15 protein-coding genes are annotated in these 17938 nt (G+C 54.5%); 4 read left to right on the top strand and 11 right to left on the bottom strand.

The features are described 5' to 3' along the window. Nucleotides 1-9 precede the first annotated feature (9 nt). Complete coding sequence (locus POTG_RS12755) at nucleotides 10-2814, bottom strand: calcium-translocating P-type ATPase, SERCA-type (protein ID WP_009225242.1); 2805 nt, start codon at nucleotides 2812-2814, stop codon at nucleotides 10-12. A gap of 199 nt (nucleotides 2815-3013) precedes the next feature. Between POTG_RS12755 and POTG_RS12750 the strand changes: the two genes are divergently transcribed. Then, nucleotides 3014-4783 (top strand): Rqc2 family fibronectin-binding protein, encoded by a 1770-nt coding sequence (locus POTG_RS12750; protein ID WP_036645255.1) that lies wholly within the window; start codon nucleotides 3014-3016, stop codon nucleotides 4781-4783. 217 nt (nucleotides 4784-5000) lie between these two features. On the opposite strand, the gene POTG_RS12745 is transcribed toward POTG_RS12750, so the two are convergent. Together POTG_RS12745 and POTG_RS12740 are read right to left on the bottom strand one after the other, a co-directional pair. Further along, nucleotides 5001-5885 carry a PHP domain-containing protein gene (locus tag POTG_RS12745; protein WP_009225240.1) on the bottom strand — a complete coding sequence of 295 codons (885 nt, stop codon included), beginning with the start codon at nucleotides 5883-5885 and terminating at the stop codon, nucleotides 5001-5003. 31 nt (nucleotides 5886-5916) lie between these two features. Continuing rightward, a complete protein-coding gene (locus POTG_RS12740) occupies nucleotides 5917-6822 on the bottom strand; it encodes a selenium metabolism-associated LysR family transcriptional regulator (RefSeq protein WP_009225239.1) in 906 nt (301 codons plus the stop codon). Nucleotides 6823-7233: 411 nt separating this feature from the next. Here POTG_RS12740 and POTG_RS12735 point away from each other — a divergent pair, with 411 nt between their 5' ends. Next, the gene (locus tag POTG_RS12735; protein ID WP_009225238.1) at nucleotides 7234-8142 is read left to right on the top strand and encodes a transposase; all 909 of its coding nucleotides are present in this window, start codon (nucleotides 7234-7236) and stop codon (nucleotides 8140-8142) included. A gap of 444 nt (nucleotides 8143-8586) precedes the next feature. Here POTG_RS12735 and POTG_RS12730 read toward each other — a convergent pair whose 3' ends face one another. From POTG_RS12730 to POTG_RS12700, 7 genes are all read right to left on the bottom strand, one after another. Then, nucleotides 8587-9024 (bottom strand): hypothetical protein, encoded by a 438-nt coding sequence (locus POTG_RS12730; RefSeq protein WP_009225237.1) that lies wholly within the window; start codon nucleotides 9022-9024, stop codon nucleotides 8587-8589. Between the two features lie 257 nt (nucleotides 9025-9281). Continuing rightward, nucleotides 9282-9545, bottom strand: a complete 264-nt coding sequence (locus tag POTG_RS12725; RefSeq protein ID WP_009225236.1) for a YlbG family protein — start codon at nucleotides 9543-9545, stop codon at nucleotides 9282-9284. A gap of 76 nt (nucleotides 9546-9621) precedes the next feature. Beyond that, nucleotides 9622-10059: a YlbF family regulator gene (locus POTG_RS12720; RefSeq protein ID WP_036645300.1), complete on the bottom strand. Its 438-nt coding sequence runs from the start codon at nucleotides 10057-10059 to the stop codon at nucleotides 9622-9624. A 104-nt stretch (nucleotides 10060-10163) separates the two neighbouring features. After that, the gene (locus POTG_RS12715) at nucleotides 10164-12080 is read right to left on the bottom strand and encodes a helicase-associated domain-containing protein (RefSeq protein WP_009225234.1); all 1917 of its coding nucleotides are present in this window, start codon (nucleotides 12078-12080) and stop codon (nucleotides 10164-10166) included. After that, nucleotides 12077-13771 (bottom strand): DNA repair helicase XPB, encoded by a 1695-nt coding sequence (locus POTG_RS12710; protein ID WP_009225233.1) that lies wholly within the window; start codon nucleotides 13769-13771, stop codon nucleotides 12077-12079. Before POTG_RS12710 ends, POTG_RS12715 begins: the two co-directional genes overlap by 4 nt. 97 nt (nucleotides 13772-13868) lie before the next feature. Beyond that, the gene (locus POTG_RS12705) at nucleotides 13869-14291 is read right to left on the bottom strand and encodes a CBS domain-containing protein (protein ID WP_036645298.1); all 423 of its coding nucleotides are present in this window, start codon (nucleotides 14289-14291) and stop codon (nucleotides 13869-13871) included. 45 nt (nucleotides 14292-14336) lie between these two features. Beyond that, the gene (locus POTG_RS12700) at nucleotides 14337-15506 is read right to left on the bottom strand and encodes a M20 family metallopeptidase (protein ID WP_009225231.1); all 1170 of its coding nucleotides are present in this window, start codon (nucleotides 15504-15506) and stop codon (nucleotides 14337-14339) included. 230 nt (nucleotides 15507-15736) lie between these two features. Between POTG_RS12700 and POTG_RS12695 the strand changes: the two genes are divergently transcribed. Further along, on the top strand, nucleotides 15737-16078 hold the full coding sequence (locus POTG_RS12695; RefSeq protein WP_009225230.1) for a YugN family protein: 342 nt from the start codon (nucleotides 15737-15739) through the stop codon (nucleotides 16076-16078). A gap of 11 nt (nucleotides 16079-16089) precedes the next feature. After that, on the top strand, nucleotides 16090-17343 hold the full coding sequence (gene ftsW / locus POTG_RS12690; RefSeq protein ID WP_009225229.1) for a putative lipid II flippase FtsW: 1254 nt from the start codon (nucleotides 16090-16092) through the stop codon (nucleotides 17341-17343). 137 nt (nucleotides 17344-17480) lie between these two features. Here ftsW and POTG_RS12685 read toward each other — a convergent pair whose 3' ends face one another. Continuing rightward, nucleotides 17481-17843, bottom strand: a complete 363-nt coding sequence (locus POTG_RS12685) for an Asp23/Gls24 family envelope stress response protein (RefSeq protein ID WP_036645252.1) — start codon at nucleotides 17841-17843, stop codon at nucleotides 17481-17483. Between the last annotated feature and the right edge of the window lie 95 nt (nucleotides 17844-17938).

Below are 17938 nucleotides of genomic sequence, written 5' to 3'. Positions count from 1 at the left end.
CTATTGATTTTATGCACGAATATTTGTACTTTTCGCGGTGACAAATGGACGCGGCCCGCTGCTGCGTCGTCTCCGATTGCCTGACCAGACGCTGCCCGCGCCCATCAGGAAGGTCGGAATGCCAGCGGCCACCAGGGTGATCGCCCACTCCCGCGTGCCAAGCGGTACCGTTTTGAAGATCGGCTGCAGCGGTTCAATGTACATTACGCCAAGCAGCAACACAATCGACGACAGGACAGCGGCAACCAGATATTTATTTTGCAAAATATTACGGTGAAAAATCGACCGCGAGCTGCGGCAATCGAACACATGGATCAGCTGCGCCATGACCAGGGTGGCAAAGGCGACCGATTGCGCTTTGACCAGTTGGGCCGGATCCGATGGCGCATAGCGCAGCGTCAACCAAAACGCGCCCAGCGTGCATACGCCGATCAGCACTCCGCGGCTGATGATTTTCCAACCTAACCGGCGGGCAAAAATGTTTTCGTTTGCGCCGCGCGGCTTGTGCTCCATCAAGTCTTTTTCCGGTTGATCGACGCCCAGTGCCATCGCCGGCAAACCATCGGTCACCAGGTTGACCCACAAAATTTGGATCGGCAGCAGCGGCAGCGGCAAGCCCGCCAGCATGGCGAAGAACATCGTCAGGATTTCGCCGACATTGGAGGCCAGCAAATAACGGATGAATTTACGGATGTTCTCGTAAATGCTGCGTCCTTCCTCGATTGCGGCAACGATTGACGTAAAGTTATCGTCGTTGAGGATCAGCGAGGACGCTTCTTTGGAGACGTCCGTGCCCGTCATGCCCATGGCGATGCCGATATCAGCGGCTTTGATCGCCGGCGCGTCGTTTACCCCATCGCCGGTCATCGCCACCACATGCCCGTTCCGCTGCAGTGCCTTCACGATCCGCAGCTTATGCTCCGGCGACACCCGGGAATAGACATAGATGTTGTCTACCTGCTTCTCCAGCTCCTCATCGCTCAGCGCCTCCAGCTGCTGGCCCGACATCGAGGTACCGCCCCGCGGCAAAATCCCCAGATCGGCAGCAATCGCTTCGGCGGTCAGCCCATGGTCGCCGGTGATCATCACCGTTTTGATGCCTGCGCGGCGGCAGACGGTAATCGCGTCCCGCGCTTCGCGGCGCGGCGGGTCGATCATACCGGTCAGACCCACGAAGATCAGCTGCGATTCCACTTGATCTTCATGCTCCGCCCCTTCGGTTGGCTTCAAGTCGCGGTAGGCCAACCCAAGCACCCGGAGTGCACTGCGGGCCATTTGTTCGTTGGCCGCTTGCACTTTCTGCCGGAATGTGCCCGTGAAAGGCACCACTTTGCCATCCCACAGGATATAGGAGCAGCGCTCGAGCAGCATATCCGGTGCTCCTTTGACGAGCGCCATTTTGCCGCCTTGATGGGAGACGATGACGGACATCCGCTTCCGCTTGGAATCAAAAGGAAACTCCAGATCGCGGACATACGTTCCGCTTAAGGCTGCCGGCGTCATGCCCATTTTGGACGCCAGCGTCACCAGCGCCCCCTCGGTTGGATCGCCCTTCAGCTTCCAGACCGATCCGCCTGCAGCGGCGTCCTCCTTCGTCTTGCGGCGGCCGCGCTTCTCCGGATCGTCGTCATAGATGACCGCATTGCTGCACAACGCGCTGATCTGCAGCATCCGGCGCAAGCTTTGGTCATTGCGCAAATCGACGGGCACGCCTTGGTCCAGAATATTGCCAACCGGCTCGTAGCCTTCGCCCGTCACTTCCAGCGATCTGCCTTCCAGCCACAACCGGGTTACGGTCATTTTGTTTTGGGTTAGCGTACCGGTCTTGTCCGAACAGATGACCGTAGCGCAGCCCAGCGTCTCCACCGACGGCAGCTTGCGAACGATTGCTTTGCGTTTGATCATGCGCTGCACACCCAGCGCCAACGCAATCGTCACGATGGCCGGCAGACCTTCCGGTATAGCAGCAACGGCAAGACTCACTCCGGCAAAGAACATGCTGGCGGCCGGCTGCCCTTGCAGAATCCCCAGGAGCACCACAACGACGGTCAAGCCAAGCGCCATATAAATCAAAATTTTGCCGAGCTGCTCCAGACGCCGTTGTAGCGGGGTTTCCTGGACCTCGGTATTTTGAATCAAATCGGCGATTTTCCCCATCTCGGTGTCCATGCCCGTGCGGATCACGATCCCCCGGCCCGTACCGCGGGTGATCATCGTGCCCATGAAGCCGATGTTCTTCTGGTCTCCCAGCGGAACGTCACTTTCACTCAGCACCCCCGCATGTTTGCCCACCGGATGCGATTCGCCGGTCAAAGCGGATTCTTCCACGTCCAGGCTGTTCGTAGATAACCACCGGATGTCAGCTGGAATCCGGTCCCCGCTTTCCAGCAGGACGATATCCCCTGGAACAAGCTCTCTGGCTGGAATGTTCTTGACGACGCCTTGGCGCAGCACATTGGCATGGGGCGCGGACAGCTCTTTTAATGCCCGCAGGGAACGCTCCGCACGGAATTCTTGGATGAATCCAAGCACCCCGTTCAGAATGATGATGGCGATGATTGTGACGGCATCCAGATACTCGCCGAGAAAACCGGAAATCAGCGTGGCACCCATCAGCACCAGCATCATAAAATCCTTGAACTGGTTCAGGAACAGCAGAATCGGGGAGATGCGCTCTCCTTCCTGCAGTTCGTTCCAGCCAAATTCCTCGCGTCTCTTCTGCGCTTCTTCATCGGTCAGGCCCTGTTCACGCGTGACGCCGAAGTGTTGCAGAAGCGCATCACTGCTCCACTGGTGCCAGTTTTTTTGTTCCATCCTCCTTAATTCCCCTTCCGTTTATTATGCAGTATCGGCGTGAAGGCTTTTCCACCTAGGGTAAATGTATTCTAGCCAGTCCCAAATTATCACAGGGGAGCCCTTAAGTTTTTGCCCGAAGTATGGCATCATAGAGGTGGGCTTTCTCGTGAAGCCGCCGCTTTCATACAAAAGTTTCAGAACAGGAGATTATCATAAAATGGCACTCGACGGCATCGTAACCCGAGCGATCGTACACGAATTGCAAACCTGCATCGGCGGTCGCATCAATAAAATACATCAGCCCGCGGAAAGCGACCTCGTCTTTCACCTGCGCACGCAGGCCGGCAATAAGCGGCTCCTACTGTCGGCGAATCCGACGTACCCGCGGGTTCATTTTACGGAAGCCTCGTTTCCGAATCCGCTGGAGGCGCCGATGTTCTGCATGCTGCTGCGCAAGCACTGCGAGGGTGGGACTATCGAAGCGGTGACGCAGGTCAGCATGGAGCGGATCATCCATATCGACGTCCGCACGCGCGATGAGCTCGGCGATTTGTCTATCAAGCGGATCATCATCGAATTGATGGGACGGCACAGCAACATCATCCTGGTCGACCCGGCCACCGGTACCCAGTTGGACGGAATTCATCACGTGACGCCGGCCATTTCCGGCTATCGGATCGTCATGCCCGGCTTCGCCTATACAGCGCCGCCGGAGCAGCACAAGCTTCATCCGCTCGAAGCGGATCGTGCGGCTTTTATGGCCGCCTGGCAAGCGGCAACAGCCGAAGGCAAAGGCACCGGCAGCGGCTGGCTGGTCGATGCCTTCGCCGGGCTGAGCCCGCTGATCGCCGGCGAAATCTATGCCCGCGCCGGGGTCAGCGGCGTTGCAGCGGAGATCGGGCTGAATCCGGAGGAAGCGGAGCGGTTATGGTTAGCTTTTGACGGATTGATGGAGGAGGTTCGCAGCCAGAAGTATGCCCCCATGACCGGCGAAAACGCCAAAGGGAAAAGCATCTTCTCCGCCATTCGGCTCACAAGCGCCCACGGGGAGATTCGAACCTATCCTTCGATCAGCGAATGCATGGAGGACTACTACGGGGATAAAGCGCTGCGGGATACGGTCAAGCAGAAAACGAGCGACCTGCTGCGCTTCCTGCAAAACGAGCGGAACAAGAACATAAAGAAGCTAACTAACCTGGAGAAAGATCTGAGCGAAGCCGAAGATGCCGAACGTTACCGCATCTGGGGCGAGCTGCTGCTGCCTTCGCTGCATACGATCCGCAAAGGCGACACCAGCGTTGAGTTGGTCAACTACTACGATGAAGCGCAGGGAATGGAGACCATCCCGCTGGATCCGCTGCTGACCCCTTCGGAGAACGCCCAGCGGTACTTTAAGAAGTACAACAAATTCAAAAACAGCCTCGCCGTCATCGAGGAACAGATGAAGCTGGCTAAAGAGGAAATTGCTTACCTCGATGGCTTGCTGCAGCAGTTGAACGATGCGACGTTAAGCGATATCGACGAGATCCGCGAGGAGTTGACCCAGCAGGGATATTTGCGGGACCGGGCCAAACGGGGCAAGAAGAAGAAAAAGAACGACCGTCCGACGTTGCACGTCTATACTTCGTCGGAGGGCATCGAAATTTACGTGGGCAAAAACAATCTGCAAAACGAATACGTCACCAACCGGCTCGGCAAACCCAACGATACCTGGCTCCATACGAAGGATATCCCGGGCTCACACGTGCTAATCCGAAGCGACTCATATGGCGATGCGACGTTAAACGAAGCTGCGCAGCTTGCCGCCTATTTCAGCCAGGCGAAGCAATCAAGCAGCGTCCCGGTGGACTGCACCCTCATCCGCTACGTCCGCAAACCAAACGGCGCCAAGCCTGGCTTCGTCATTTACGACCACCAGCGGACGTTGTACGTCACGCCAGATGAACAGCTCATTAAATCGTTGCCGAACACAGTGAAGAACGGCTGATGATTGTTGGCAAAGTCTCAAATGTAAAAGTGCAGTCGAACCCCATCCAAAACCGCCGAATTGAATCAATCAGATGCAAAAGTACAGTAGATTCTCAGCTTCACCTGGGGATTTGCACGGATTCACGCCTAACGGACTGCACTTTTACATTTGCCCAATAAAAAACGGTGCTCCAAAAGGGATCATCGATTCATTGACCCTTTGGACCACCGTTTTTTCAGTTTTTCTCAGCCCGTCTGGCCGCCTCCGCCGCCTGTTTCAACCGTTCCACCGTACCCGGCGGTGCCGTGCGTCCACCCAAATCACCGTGAAAAACAACACCCTGCCGCACGCCGTGATAATCGGATCCCTCGGTCACGATAAGCCCGTACTGCTCGGCCATGGCGGCATAACGGATCTCCTCCTCCGCCCCGTGGTCAGAGTGGTACACTTCTATCCCGTCCGGCTTCCCACGCTCCAGGATCGACCGCACCAGCTCGTCGTCCCCGTACAAGCCCGGATGCGCTAACACCGCCGCGCCGCCTCCCTCATGAATCCACGTGATCGCCTCCTCCGGCGATATACGCGGCAGAGAAGCATATCCTGGTTTGCCTTCGGACAAATACCGATCAAAGGCCTCGCGCATATCCGACACGTACCCCTTGCGGACGAGAACATCGGCGATATGAGGCCGGCCCAAGCTTTCACCCGGACGCAGCGGCCGGGCCACCCCAGCCTTCACTTCCTCCATCGTAATCTCAAGGCCTAATTGCTGCAGCTTCGCGATAATTAGGGTATTTCGCTCCTCCCGAACCGACCGAAGCCGGGCCAAGCGCTCCAGAAGGTGTTCATCCTCGAAATTCAGGAAGTACCCCAACACATGGATGTCTTTGCCCCCGGCGCGGGTGCTGATTTCGATGCCGGGGACAACGTCCACGCCAAGCTCCTTCCCGGCCAGCAAAGCCTCCTCAATCCCGGCAACGGTATCGTGATCTGTGATGGCCAAGCCCGTCAGCCCTTTCTCCTTGGCCAGCCTTACGTTTTCCGCCGGCTTATTCATCCCGTCCGAAGCTTGGGTATGTGAATGAAGGTCGTAACGTTCGTTTGCCATATGTGGTTCCATGTTATCCCATCCTTCATTTTCGCAATGTCTTTTACGTAGTTTGCGGATATTCCCGCAGGAAAGTCAAAAACGTCACCGCTGTGACCGGCAACAGCGTCGATTTCAAGTGGATCGAATAAAACATCCGTTTAAAAGACAACCCTTCAATATCCAGCACCTCCAGCAGTCCCAGCGCCTGCTCATGCTTAACGGAAGAAGGTGAAATAATCGTGATGCCAATCCCGGCCTCGACCGCCGATTTTACCGCCCCCGTGCTGCCGAGTTCCATAACAGTACGAATTTGATTGATGTCAACACCGCATCTCCGCAGTTCATCCTCCATCACCTGACGAGTGCCAGAGCCTTTTTCCCGCAGTACAAAAGGGTAATGAATCGCTTCCTCCACCGTTACAGACCTTCTCCCCGACAACGGGTGGCCTGCGGGAACAATTAGCTTGAGCTCATCCTCCATGACAGGCTCGGATACCAAGTCCGGATGTTGAACCGGCGCTTCAACTAACCCGAAACTCAGCTGGTGATTCAGGATCTCCTCGATGATTTGCGTCGTGTTGATCACCTTCATCACGATTGAGATATGAGGGTATCGCTGTCCAAACGGCCCAAGGAGCCGAGGGAGGACGTATTCCCCGATCGTCAAGCTGGAGCCGAGCTGCAGCCGCCCCTCCAGCATCGATGTATGCCGCGACATGGCCTGCTCTGTTTCACGAATTAACTCCACGCTCTGGCGAGCAAACGGCAGCAAAGTTTGGCCGGCTTCCGTTAATTCGATCTTTTTCGTAGAACGGATCAGTAGCTTCGTGCCGAAGTAATCTTCCAGCGATTGGATTTGCATCGTAACCGCAGGCTGAGTCATGTGCAGTGCCTGGGCTGCAGCCGAGAAGCTGCCACGCTGCGCCACCGTATAGAAAATATGAAGCTGGTGATAGTTTAACGCCATCGTCCGGCACTCCCCTTTCTTTCCATTGCAAAGCTCTCCATTAACAATAGCATGCCCGGGCCAACTACATAAAGTGCTAGTCCCATGAATTGTTGCCCTATCAAAAAACGCCTGCCCTACATCCGATGGCTCTTATCACTTCTGTGCCCTTTATGTGCCCGCATATGGTCTTGTGCGCGCCTCTTTTGCACCATTATCCCTTTCGCTCAGAAATTAGGAATTGTGGAAGGAGGTTTTCTAAATGAGACAGTCCCAGAAAGCTGACCCTTCAGGATTAATTGGGATCAATTGAGTAAGTTGATTTTTTGGTAGTTTTTTCTTGTGTACAGAACATATGTTTGGTATAATTTAAAAAGAGAACATTAGTTCGTAATTTTGGAGTTGGGAAGATTCACATTGGAGGGATCCGACATGGAGTTAGGTATGAATAAAGAGCTGCTTCAACCTATCAGCAGCCGTTTTCAAAGTGAGGCCGACTGTATCGAGGCGATCATCGCTATGAAGTGGCCAGACGGCTTCGTCTGCCCGCGCTGCGCATATACCGAATGCACCCGCCTGTCCTCCCGACGACTTCCTTTGTTTGAGTGCAGAAGATGCAGCTATCAAGCCTCGCCTTTGGTGGGTACGATTTTTGAAAGAACCCATCTGCCTTTGGTGAAATGGTTTCAAGCTATGGAGCTGTTCCTGCTTCCCGACGGTATCTCAGCGCTGCGGTTGAGTCAGGTGATCCAAGTTACCTACAAGACCGCGTGGCTCATGCTGCACAAAATCCGCCATACCCTCGGTGAATGTGATGCCCGGGAGCTGCTCTCTGGAGAGGTGAAGGTGAACCGCGATCAGTATGGGACGGATCCCAACCGCTTTCATCCAGCTTCTCAACCTTATGCCACCGCAGTCGTCGCCGGCTGCACGGTCACGGAGTCTGGTGAGCCCGAGCGTGTGAAGATTCAACTGATACCGCATAAAAGAGGAGGCGAGCAATGGGCTACCCGGCACGATCTCGCTACGTTCATCAACAAGCATGTAGACGTCCATACCTCAACCAAGCGGTGGTTCCCTTTCGTTTATGGGATGTATCTGCCCTTACGGAAAGTCGTGAGAGAAGCACGGGACTCTATCAGACGCACGTATGTCGCCTTGGGAATAACACATTTGCAGGCGTATTTGAATGAGTACACCGTACGCCGTTACCTGCGCATGTCCTTTTCCGAGGAAGAAATGCGCCAGAACATGCTGCAGATGTGCCTGTCCATTCCAGCAATCTCGTACCGCCAGCTAATCGTAATCCGCCGGATCTCAACCATTGCAGATGCGGCTTAATCGAGATGCTTATCAACATATCTATATTTTTCGCAATAAACCACCCGATCCGCTTTTTTGCAACGTATTTTTAACTTTATCAACTTCAGAGCATTTCCTGTTCCCAGTTTCTCTTCCTCCATGACCTGACGCAACGGGATAATCGTTAAAAAGGGGCGGAGAAACTACGTTATCCTGCCACTGCCACCCCCGCACTGGGAAGGACGTGAGGGCCATGAGGGACGTGAGGGACGCCAGGGATGCAGGAGACGGGAAGGATGCGAGGAACGGAGGAGCGGTGTATTTGAGTTGCAGAAAAATCGGTGAAATCGTATTTGACACAACAGGCTAAAATGTCAAAAGAAGCAGACCGGTTAACGGCATGCTTCTTTCCAAATCGTTCTACGTCTTCTTTCTCATCTTCGGCTTCGGCCTAGTTTCTGTCTTGACCTACTCCCGCAGCTCCTAGCGGTGCTTGCGGCTGTTCTTCATCAGCGTCATTCGCCGGGAATGGCGAAGCCAGGAATAATAAGATTTCAAATCGCGCAATTCAATGGTTTCCGACATCCGTCCAAGAAAGGTAACGATGATCATGCGGTGCATCGGGCGTCCGGCAAGGTCGAACTCTCCGGGAATTTCCGCAAATTCAGCCACCATCACGAGATCGTCATCAATTAAATAGACGTCCTCTTCCTTGCGATAATATGGCGTTATGCGTCCCTGCTTTAAACATTCCCAAGCCCATCCGGCAATCTGTTCAACCCCGACATTATCCCGATCAATTCTGTCCTGGTATCGGAGCTTGGCATGGTTCGTTACTACGATATCGGCAACTCTCTTGTCCCCTAGTTGAATATAGAAGGATTCATAGGTTCTCCAGCGTTCCGTTGCCTTGTCTCTCATGCCGCACCTCTCATTGTATAGGTCTTTGTAAATAGATAAGTAAGTGATTTGCCAATAATTAGGTCTTTTTAACTAAGCTCTTTTGCCTATTATATTACATCATTCCCTAATTTTCTACAAGATTCAAGTGTTTTTTGCCAAAAAATAAGGTCTCTAGAACTATAAATCCATAGGAGACAGTATAAACACAAAAAAGCCGCGCAACGAGTAGCTCGCTGCGCGGCTTTGGCATTCGAATCGCTTGGTCTAACCTTCGGTTAGAGTCCGTAGAAGCGGGTTTTGTCCGGGACGTCCTTACTGTATTCGGTTTTAATTTCCCCACGGTAAGACCGCTCAATTTTGCGAACATAGGATAACTTACGGATATTCCGCATCGTCTCTTCCGCCCGATCGGCATTCACATACATAACCACATAATGCATGCGGCGGGATAGATAATGCACGCTTCCGTATTTTTCTAAGTTCCTTGCCGCTTTCAAGTCGCTTACCCATATGATATATCCTGTACGCTCCGGAAACATGACTTTCCCCTCCCGTGGCTTAACTACCTGGAACTTCCGGAAACCAATCTTCCGGAATGATCGGCTGCTTATGCTCTTAGCCGCAGCTGCAACTTCCACCGGCGCCGCATCCGCCTTTCGGATTCGGATCATTGCTTGGCACCTTGATCGTATCGGAAACGGCATAAGCGATCATTTCCGACATCTGGTGGAGGATATCGTCGAGTTCGTTCTCAGCGGCTTTAAACTTCCGAACCGCCTCGAAGCGCTCTAATTCCCGCTCCACCTCGGCCACTTTATCCTTGGCCTCGTGATAATTCGGATGGAAATGTCCAAAGCGCTCGGTTTCCCGGAACAGTTCCTTCTGAGCTTCCAGCTTCTTGACCCATGCCTGAATCTCACTATCTTCTTCCACGCGCTTTTTCCAATACAAATATTCGGAAACGGCGGCGGATTGATTTATCATATCGCCCAATTCATAGGCGTTGATCAGCACTTCGGCCATGTCGACCGTATTCTTCGCGATTACGCTCATGAATTTCATCTCGCTTTTGTGGTTATTGTTCCACCCAACAGGTAGACGTCACTATCATACCACAATCCTTTAGCGAGCAGAAGAGGTTCATCCTTCCTAAGCTCTCATTTGCGTAAGCCTGTTGGGAGAATTAGGCGGATCGCCTGCCAATCTCGGGGTGACAGCAGCACTTCCTCTCCTGGAGTCTCTTTTCCCTGTGCCTCAGATGAGGGTAGCTTACGCACTCTGACTTGCCAATCCGTTTCACTTTCCACGACTGCCAGCGGCACGCAAACAACGCTCTCTCCTCCGATCTGCAGCATCAGCTTGGCAGACCAGGCCAAAGCCCGTTCGATCAGTTCACGGGCGGTCGAGGCGTGATAACGCCGCAATTCCTTCCACCACATGACGGGGATCTCCGACAAACCCGGGAACAGCTCGTCTACTTCTGGCGGACGGGTTTCCGGCTCATAAAAGTGCAGATCCGCTCCTTTATAAATCCAGCCTTGACCCTTCTGCCCGCTCGGCCCCTCATCATTTGACCAGGTGATTTCCATTTCCGTAAGCTTCGGAAGAATCGGTTCATTGGGGGCTGGAGTGCCCCGGTGAACCGGAGCCAATCGCTCACTTTCTAGAATCTTGATCACTTCCGCCTCGCTGTCCGTCGTTACGAGAAAATGAAGCGGACCAATCCGCTCCAGCTTGCCGGCCAGCGATGGCAAATCTGCAATGCGATCCGCGGCTTCCGTATCCGCACAGCTGAGCAGCTTCACTTCGGTGAGCGTGGTACGGCCGATTTCCCGCCCCCATTGGAGCAAGCCGTCGCGAACAGACGCTGGTACACCGGCAGAATGCTCCTCCAGCAGCTGCAGGATCTCCTGCGGCGTACGACCCAACTTGCATGCCTGCTCCAGGCCCGCACGCGTCAAACGGTAGACGCTCATTACGCCTGACGAGGCCAGTTCAGCGCAAGCCTCCAGCTCAAACCGGACCGTAAACGGTACGTCTGGCGGAACCAGCAGCTCGAAATCAGGCTGCACGATCAGCTTCCCTTTCGCCGATGGGGAAGCCGTCGGCGAAGAAGCGTCCCGTTCAATCAGCCAACGGAACATCCGGCCATCCTCCGGATGGCGGCCAAGCTCCATCCAGCCACAGCCGCACAAAGCTTCAAGCCATCCTTCGATCCAAGCGGCGCGCTCCGGTGACAGATCGCCGCTCTCCCCCCCCAGCAGCCCCTGGTCTTGGAGCGAACCCAGCAGTTCCTCCACCGAATACCACGCGCCGGGTTTTAAATCCGGTGCCGTTAGTCGCAAGGCGACATGCTGCAGTCCAACGTCAGCCGGAACATAGCGCTGCAGCTCGCGCATTAGAACGAAGTTCATCGCCGGCACATCCAAGGACAGCCATGCCGCCATTCCCGGGACATCCGCCCGCCAAACCGCCCTCTCCTTGGCGATCAGCCCTAGCGCCAGCAGCAGATCCATCACAACCGCAAGTGCGGGAGAATATACGTCCGGATGCGGATAGTTGAGCTGCAGACCTGCGATGTCTTCCGCTTTCAGCGCAATTCGGTCTTCCAACTTGCTGTGTTCCTTCTGGTGAATCGTCCCTTTCGCCGTCATCCGCAGTCCATTGCCGGCAATCCAGGTCAAAGCGCGGAACAAATCCAACGCCAATCCAGGTTTGGCCTCCCGTTCAAGTTCCACGCGCACCGGGTTCTGCTCCCGCAGCTCCGCGTACCCCCATATCTTCCACATCTCTAGCTGGCGGTCTAGCGGGATGTAAAACAGCTTCTCTCCCCAAGCCTTGCGTACCGCAGCGATTTCTCCAGAGCGCAGGAGCACCGGCAATGCAGCGCGAATGTCGGCTCCGCTCGAGCTGCCAGCCGCGGCGGCGTTAGCTTGTTCCAGCCGAAACGGCTGTCCTGCATAACGCCGAAACAGGAGCCGGAGCGCCTCCATCTCCGCTTCGTTTAATGGCTCCCTAACTGGCCCATCTATCAAAGAATCTTCGTAAGCTGGCATTTCCGACCGCCTGCTCATGCTTCGATCCCCTCCTGCTCGCGCCGCACGGCATACTCATAACCCTGCTCCAGCAAAAACAATTGCCGCCGGAGGGCAAATTCCTGTTCGCGGGTGTTCTCCGACACGAGGGTATAAAAATAAGCCCTGCCGCCGTCTCGCTTCGGCCGCAGAATCCGTCCGAGACGCTGCGCCTCCTCTTGACGCGAACCAAAGCTGCCGGAGATTTGAATCGCCACCGACGCATCCGGCAAATCTACCGCAAAATTGGCTACTTTGGACACGGCCAGAACCGGAATTTCCCCTTCGCGGAACGCCTGAAACAATCTGCTCCGTTCCGCCTGCGGCGTACTCCCGGTAATGAGCGGAACGTGGAGTTCCGCGGCGATGCTTTGCAGCTGATCCAAATATTGCCCGATAATCAGTACCTGACGGTCCCGATGCCGGTCCAGCAATCGCCGTACGATCTCGTTCTTATACGGGTTCTCCGCGGCGATTCGAAACTTCTCCCGCCCTTCCGCCCGGGCGTATTGATTCTGTTGTGGCTCGGGCATCGCCACCCGGATCTCCTGGCAATCAACCTGCGCGATAAAACCGCTCTCTTCAAGCGTTCTCCATGGGACATCATACCGTTTGGGTCCGATCAAGGAGAAGACGTCCCGCTCGCAACCGTCCTCGCGAATCAGGGTGGCGGTCAGCCCAAGCCGACGGGTCGCCTGAATATCGGCGGTTGCCCGGAAAATCGGCGCCGGAAGAAGATGAACTTCATCGTAAATGATTAATCCCCAATCCCGTTCTTGGAACAGGGACATATGCTTGAAGCCCTCCTCTTTGCGGGCTCGATGGGTCAATATTTGATAGGTCGAAACCGTCACCGGTTTGACTTGTTTTTTCTCTCCTGAATATTCTCCAACCGCTTCCGGCGGCAAAGTCGTTTTCGAAATCATTTCGGAAATCCATTGACGTACCGAGGTCACATTGGAGGTTAAAATCAGCGTCTCGCACTGGAACCGTTCCATGGCGGCCAGTCCAACTACGGTCTTTCCCGCTCCGCAGGGAAGTACGACAACACCGCTTCCGCCTTCACCAGCCTTGCCGGCAAATGCAGCGACCGCTTCCTGTTGGTACGGTCTGAGCCGAAACGGCCTTCCTCCTTCCAGTTCCTCCCGGAGAGCAAACTTCAGGTTGCGGCCTTGGTGGTAGCCTGCTTCGTCCAGGACAGGATAACCCAGCCGGGCAAGTTCTCGTTTTAAGCTGCCGCGCCATGCGGCCGGCAGATGGAGATGGCGCTTGTCCACCAGGCTCCAAGTCCCCGCCGGTAAATCCAGTTGTCGGGATAACTGCTCCAGAAAACCCTCTTCTTCGGTTCCAACGTACTCCAGTTCCAATCGGTCCGATTCACCTGGAACCGGACGCAGCTTCAGCTGCCCGAACCTTCCCATCCAGTTGCGGATGTCTTCAGCCGCGCCGCTCGGCAGTCCATATCGGGCCATAGACTGAAGTTCTTCCAGCACTCGATCCGCATCGATCCCGCAGGAAGCGGCATGCCATAATGTGAGCGGAGTAATTCGATATGTATGATAATAAGCCGGGCTCTTCACCAACTCGGCATAATGGGACAACTGTTCCCGCGCCGTTTCGAAGCCGGGATGCTCCTTCTCCAGCAGCACCGTTAAATCTCGCTGAACGATACATGCTCCCGTTTCTATCATCGGTTATGCCCTCCTTTAGATCAGCCTCTTGCAACCAGCAAAAAGAGAAGTCCGCCGCCAAGGCTGCGAACCTCTCCCGCTTACTTTCTCTTCGTCATTAATGTACCTGCTCCGAGATTTCGGACAGAGCCTCCCCGGCATTGTCGGCAAAAATATTACGTACCGCCAAATCGCCAAGCGATACGATCCCGATCAAGCGATCCCCTTCGCATACCGGGAGCCGGCGGATTTGCTGCTCGGCCATCAGTTCTGCGGCCTCGTCCACCGACATGTCGCGGGAAGCGGTTTTGATCCCTTTGGTCATCACTTCGGAGACTGCCGTCGAGCCGGGACGCTTCTCGGCGATACCGCGGATCACCAAATCCCGGTCTGTGATGACGCCAATCAGCTTATCTCCGCCTTCAACTACCGGAATGAAACCCGTGTCGTGTTCTTTCATTTTAACCGCTACTTCGTAAACATTATCCTGCGGCGTCACAGTAACGACGTTTTGGGTCATAATCTCGCTAACTTTTCTCAACATAAATCCCTCCTTTGAACATAGCGTGCCAAAGTAGGAATCCGATTATGCGTGTTCGTCCTGATAGGATTCCGCCATCGCCGCCAGCAGCCCCGCCGCATGCAGCATGGCGTCTTCGTCGATATCGAATTTGGGATGATGGTGCGGATACATTGCGCCCTTGCCGGGATTTCCCGCGCCAACAAACATGAAACAGCCCGGAACCCATTGCAAATAGTAGGCAAAATCCTCCGCCGGCATGATCTTCGGCGACAGCTCGGCCCGCAGTCCGAACACCCCCGGAGCCACCTTCGTAAAACGATGGTATTCACCTTCATCGTTCACCAAGCTCGGGTAGCCCATCATATAGTTGATTTGCGCCTTCGCACCGTATGCTTCCGCCGTGCTTTGGGCCAACACATGAATCCGCTCGCGGATGAGCTCCCGCGTCTCCTCGCGGAAGCAGCGGACCGTGCCGGACAATCTGCAGCGGTCGGCGATGATGTTCTGCGCCGTGCCGCCCTGGATCGAGCCGATCGTCACAACGGCCGGGTCCAGCGGATCCACCGAGCGGCTCACCACGCTTTGCAGCTGCAGCACAAGCGCCGAAGCGGCCACCACGCTGTCCACCGTTTTATGCGGCATGCCACCATGCCCCCCGCGTCCCTGCACATCGATGAAGAACTCGTCGGTCGAAGCCATCAACGGTCCCGGTGCGCTCGCCACCGTGCCGACCGGAATCGGCGTCCACAGGTGCACTCCGTAAATAACGTCCACGCCGTCCAGCGCACCTTCCTCGATCATCGATTTCGCCCCTCCCGGGCAAACCTCTTCCGCCGGCTGGAAGATTAGACGGATCTCCCCGCGAAGCTTCGCTTTGGTGCGGCTGTAGTACTCCGCCAGTGCCAGCAGCGTTGCCGTGTGGCCGTCGTGACCGCAGGCGTGCATCACGCCGGGGTGCTGAGAGGCGTACTCGCACGTTTTTTCGTCCTGGATTGGCAACGCGTCCATATCAGCCCGAAGCGCCACCGTTTTGCCGGGAAGCTCTCCCCGGATGCGGGCTACAAGGCCAAACCCGCCGACATTAGTTGTCGTTTCGATCCCCAGCTCCCGCAACTTATCGGCGACCAGCGTTGAAGTCTCCTTTTCCATGAAGGAAAGCTCCGGATAGCGGTGAAAATGACGCCGCCGCTCCACCATGGATGGAAACAAATCGCTTAACAGCTTCTCCTCCATCGTCCCACTCCTCTTTCCACGATCTCGTTTAGCTTATTGTAGCAGAAAACGGGTGACTCGTTCAGATTTACCTTAAGGAAAGCCGCCGATTTGCGAGGTTTTCCCATGCTTGCACAACCGATGGAAACATAATATCATGGGGATAAGTGTGATAACTTTGATGAAAAAAGTTCACATTTGAATCGATCCGTGAACTTTGGACCAATATTTTGAAGGGGGCACTCTTTACAATGATCGTAGAAAATACCGGATTGGACGGACTGCAAAGCGATTTGGCTTACTTAGACGAAGCTGCGGAGAAGGTAGGCTTCATCCGTTGGCAATGGGAATATTACCGCGCTACATACGATTATAAAATTGAATATAATAACAGCGACTATTACCTCCGCATCAATACACGGGTGGTAGAAGGCAAACTGGAACGTCCAGACACGGTACTGGCAATCGAAGCGGTCTATATGGGGCGGGCCACTTTTCCGCACGGCTTGGAGTATGAATCGGAGATTCCTGCGATGGTCATGAAGACCGCCAATCATAAGTTGACGGAATTAAAGGAACTTCTTGAGGCCTAATCGGTAACGCGATGAAAGAAGGCACAGAGAAACCAAGACGCGGAGCCCCCGATTTTCAGTTGCTCATCTTAACCTTGCTGATGGCCGGTTTCGGAATCGTTATGGTGTTCAGCTCCAGCTCCAGCATCACGCTGGTTGATGCCAAATTTGGTTATGACCCGATGTATTTTACGAAACGGCAGATTATATTCGCCTTAATCGGGTTAGTCGGCATGTTCGTGACGATGAATATCCCTTACGAGAAATATAAGAAGCTGTTTATCCCTGTGTTCATCCTGGCCATCATTATGCTGCTGCTTGTACCCTTTATCGGCGGACGCATCAATGGCGCGACCAGCTGGTTCACGATTGGTACGCTCGGGATTCAACCGACGGAGCTTGCTAAAATCACGACGATCTTGTACCTGTCGGCCCTCATCTCCAAGAAAGGCGAGCGGTTCCGGGATCTAAGAACCGGGTATATCCCGGTCATGGTCATCGTTGGTTTTGTCGCCGGCTTGATCATGCTCCAGCCTGACCTTGGCTCTTGTCTGATTCTTGTGGCTACCGCCGGGCTGATTATTTTCGCCGGCGGCGCGAATTTGAAGCACATTCTCGGTTCCATTGGGTTGCTCATATTAGGTGCCAGCATCGTGCTAGGCGTCGAAGCGTTGTGGGACAAGATCAATCCGCCCGATCCCACCGTCGCTGCGAGCAGCGATTATCGGATGGGCCGGATCGAAGCCTTCCTCGACCCATGGCATGATACGCAAGGAACCGGCTACAACCTGATTCAATCGCTCACCGCGATTGGCCATGGCGGACTAACCGGTACTGGATTCGGACAAGGCATTCAGAAGCTGCATTATTTGCCGAATGCGTATAACGATTTTATTTTCTCCGTCATCGGCGAAGAATTCGGGTTTATCGGTACGTTGATCTTCCTGCTGTTTTATATTTATTTCATTTGGCGCGGGCTGCTCGTGTCGCTGCGCTGCCAAAGCACGTTTGGCACGTTAGTTGGGGTTGGGATTATGGGCTTGATCGCCATCCAGGCGTTCGTTAACATCGGCGGCGTCACCAACACGATTCCGGTGACCGGCGTCACCTTGCCCTTCATTAGCTACGGCGGCTCTTCGCTGCTCGTTATGATGGTCTCGATGGGCATTGTGCTTAGCATTTCGCGCGAATCATCTCTGCCATTGAAGCAGGAACGCACCAAATCGGTGATCATCCGCGAACCAACGCCGTTCGAACTGCGCAGAGAAGCCCGGCGCGGTTTATAATTTGAAGCTAACAAAAGAAGACTACGGAGTGATGATCTCCGTAGTCTTCTTTATGCTTACTGCATATGCCAGCAATCCGGTCATTCGAGGCCGAAAGCGAAACTCAGGTATGCTGCAGAAGGTCAAGGAAGGGGCGATCAGATTTCATCGTCCTTAAACGCCACGCCCTCGACTTTCACGTTCACTTCTACAATTTTAAGTCCCGTCATGCTCTCTACCGCTTCTCGAACATTTTGCTGAAGCATCCGGCAAACTTCGTGGATCGGCGTCTCATATAACACGATAATTCGCAGGTCGATTGCCGCCTCCAATTGACCAACTTCGACCGTGACGCCCTTTTGCACATTTTTGCCGCTTAACCGTTTAGCCCAACCTTCGGAAAGCCCCCCGGACATCGCGGCAATCCCCGGTGTCTCTAGAGCAGCCATTCCGGCGATTTTGGCGACAACATCGTCTGAAATCCGAATTTGCCCGCTATCCAACTGCAGTTGTTCGGTCATGGTCATTCCTCCTTCAACCTCATTAATTTCATTGTAAATCGGAAGTCGTATTAAAGCAAATGTAGACCTTTCGATTAATTTTGAGTAAAATTGTT

Origin of the sequence: Paenibacillus sp. oral taxon 786 str. D14, from assembly GCF_000159955.1 — a bacterium.
Lineage (GTDB): Bacteria > Bacillota > Bacilli > Paenibacillales > Paenibacillaceae > Fontibacillus > Fontibacillus phoenicis.
The sequence above is the reverse complement of the archived record's forward strand: the minus strand, read 5'-3'. Positions and strand labels throughout refer to the sequence as shown.

What these genes read in the sequence shown, in the direction of transcription:
- POTG_RS12755 (WP_009225242.1), bottom strand. Translation starts at nt 2,814, where the DNA reads ATGGAACAAAAAAACTGGCACCAGTGGAGCAGTGATGCGCTTCTGCAA.
- POTG_RS12750 (WP_036645255.1), top strand. Translation starts at nt 3,014, where the DNA reads ATGGCACTCGACGGCATCGTAACCCGAGCGATCGTACACGAATTGCAA.
- POTG_RS12745 (WP_009225240.1), bottom strand. Translation starts at nt 5,885, where the DNA reads ATGGAACCACATATGGCAAACGAACGTTACGACCTTCATTCACATACC.
- POTG_RS12740 (WP_009225239.1), bottom strand. Translation starts at nt 6,822, where the DNA reads ATGGCGTTAAACTATCACCAGCTTCATATTTTCTATACGGTGGCGCAG.
- POTG_RS12735 (WP_009225238.1), top strand. Translation starts at nt 7,234, where the DNA reads ATGGAGTTAGGTATGAATAAAGAGCTGCTTCAACCTATCAGCAGCCGT.
- POTG_RS12730 (WP_009225237.1), bottom strand. Translation starts at nt 9,024, where the DNA reads ATGAGAGACAAGGCAACGGAACGCTGGAGAACCTATGAATCCTTCTAT.
- POTG_RS12725 (WP_009225236.1), bottom strand. Translation starts at nt 9,545, where the DNA reads ATGTTTCCGGAGCGTACAGGATATATCATATGGGTAAGCGACTTGAAA.
- POTG_RS12720 (WP_036645300.1), bottom strand. Translation starts at nt 10,059, where the DNA reads ATGAGCGTAATCGCGAAGAATACGGTCGACATGGCCGAAGTGCTGATC.
- POTG_RS12715 (WP_009225234.1), bottom strand. Translation starts at nt 12,080, where the DNA reads ATGAGCAGGCGGTCGGAAATGCCAGCTTACGAAGATTCTTTGATAGAT.
- POTG_RS12710 (WP_009225233.1), bottom strand. Translation starts at nt 13,771, where the DNA reads ATGATAGAAACGGGAGCATGTATCGTTCAGCGAGATTTAACGGTGCTG.
- POTG_RS12700 (WP_009225231.1), bottom strand. Translation starts at nt 15,506, where the DNA reads ATGGAGGAGAAGCTGTTAAGCGATTTGTTTCCATCCATGGTGGAGCGG.
- POTG_RS12695 (WP_009225230.1), top strand. Translation starts at nt 15,737, where the DNA reads ATGATCGTAGAAAATACCGGATTGGACGGACTGCAAAGCGATTTGGCT.
- ftsW (WP_009225229.1), top strand. Translation starts at nt 16,090, where the DNA reads ATGAAAGAAGGCACAGAGAAACCAAGACGCGGAGCCCCCGATTTTCAG.
- POTG_RS12685 (WP_036645252.1), bottom strand. Translation starts at nt 17,843, where the DNA reads ATGACCGAACAACTGCAGTTGGATAGCGGGCAAATTCGGATTTCAGAC.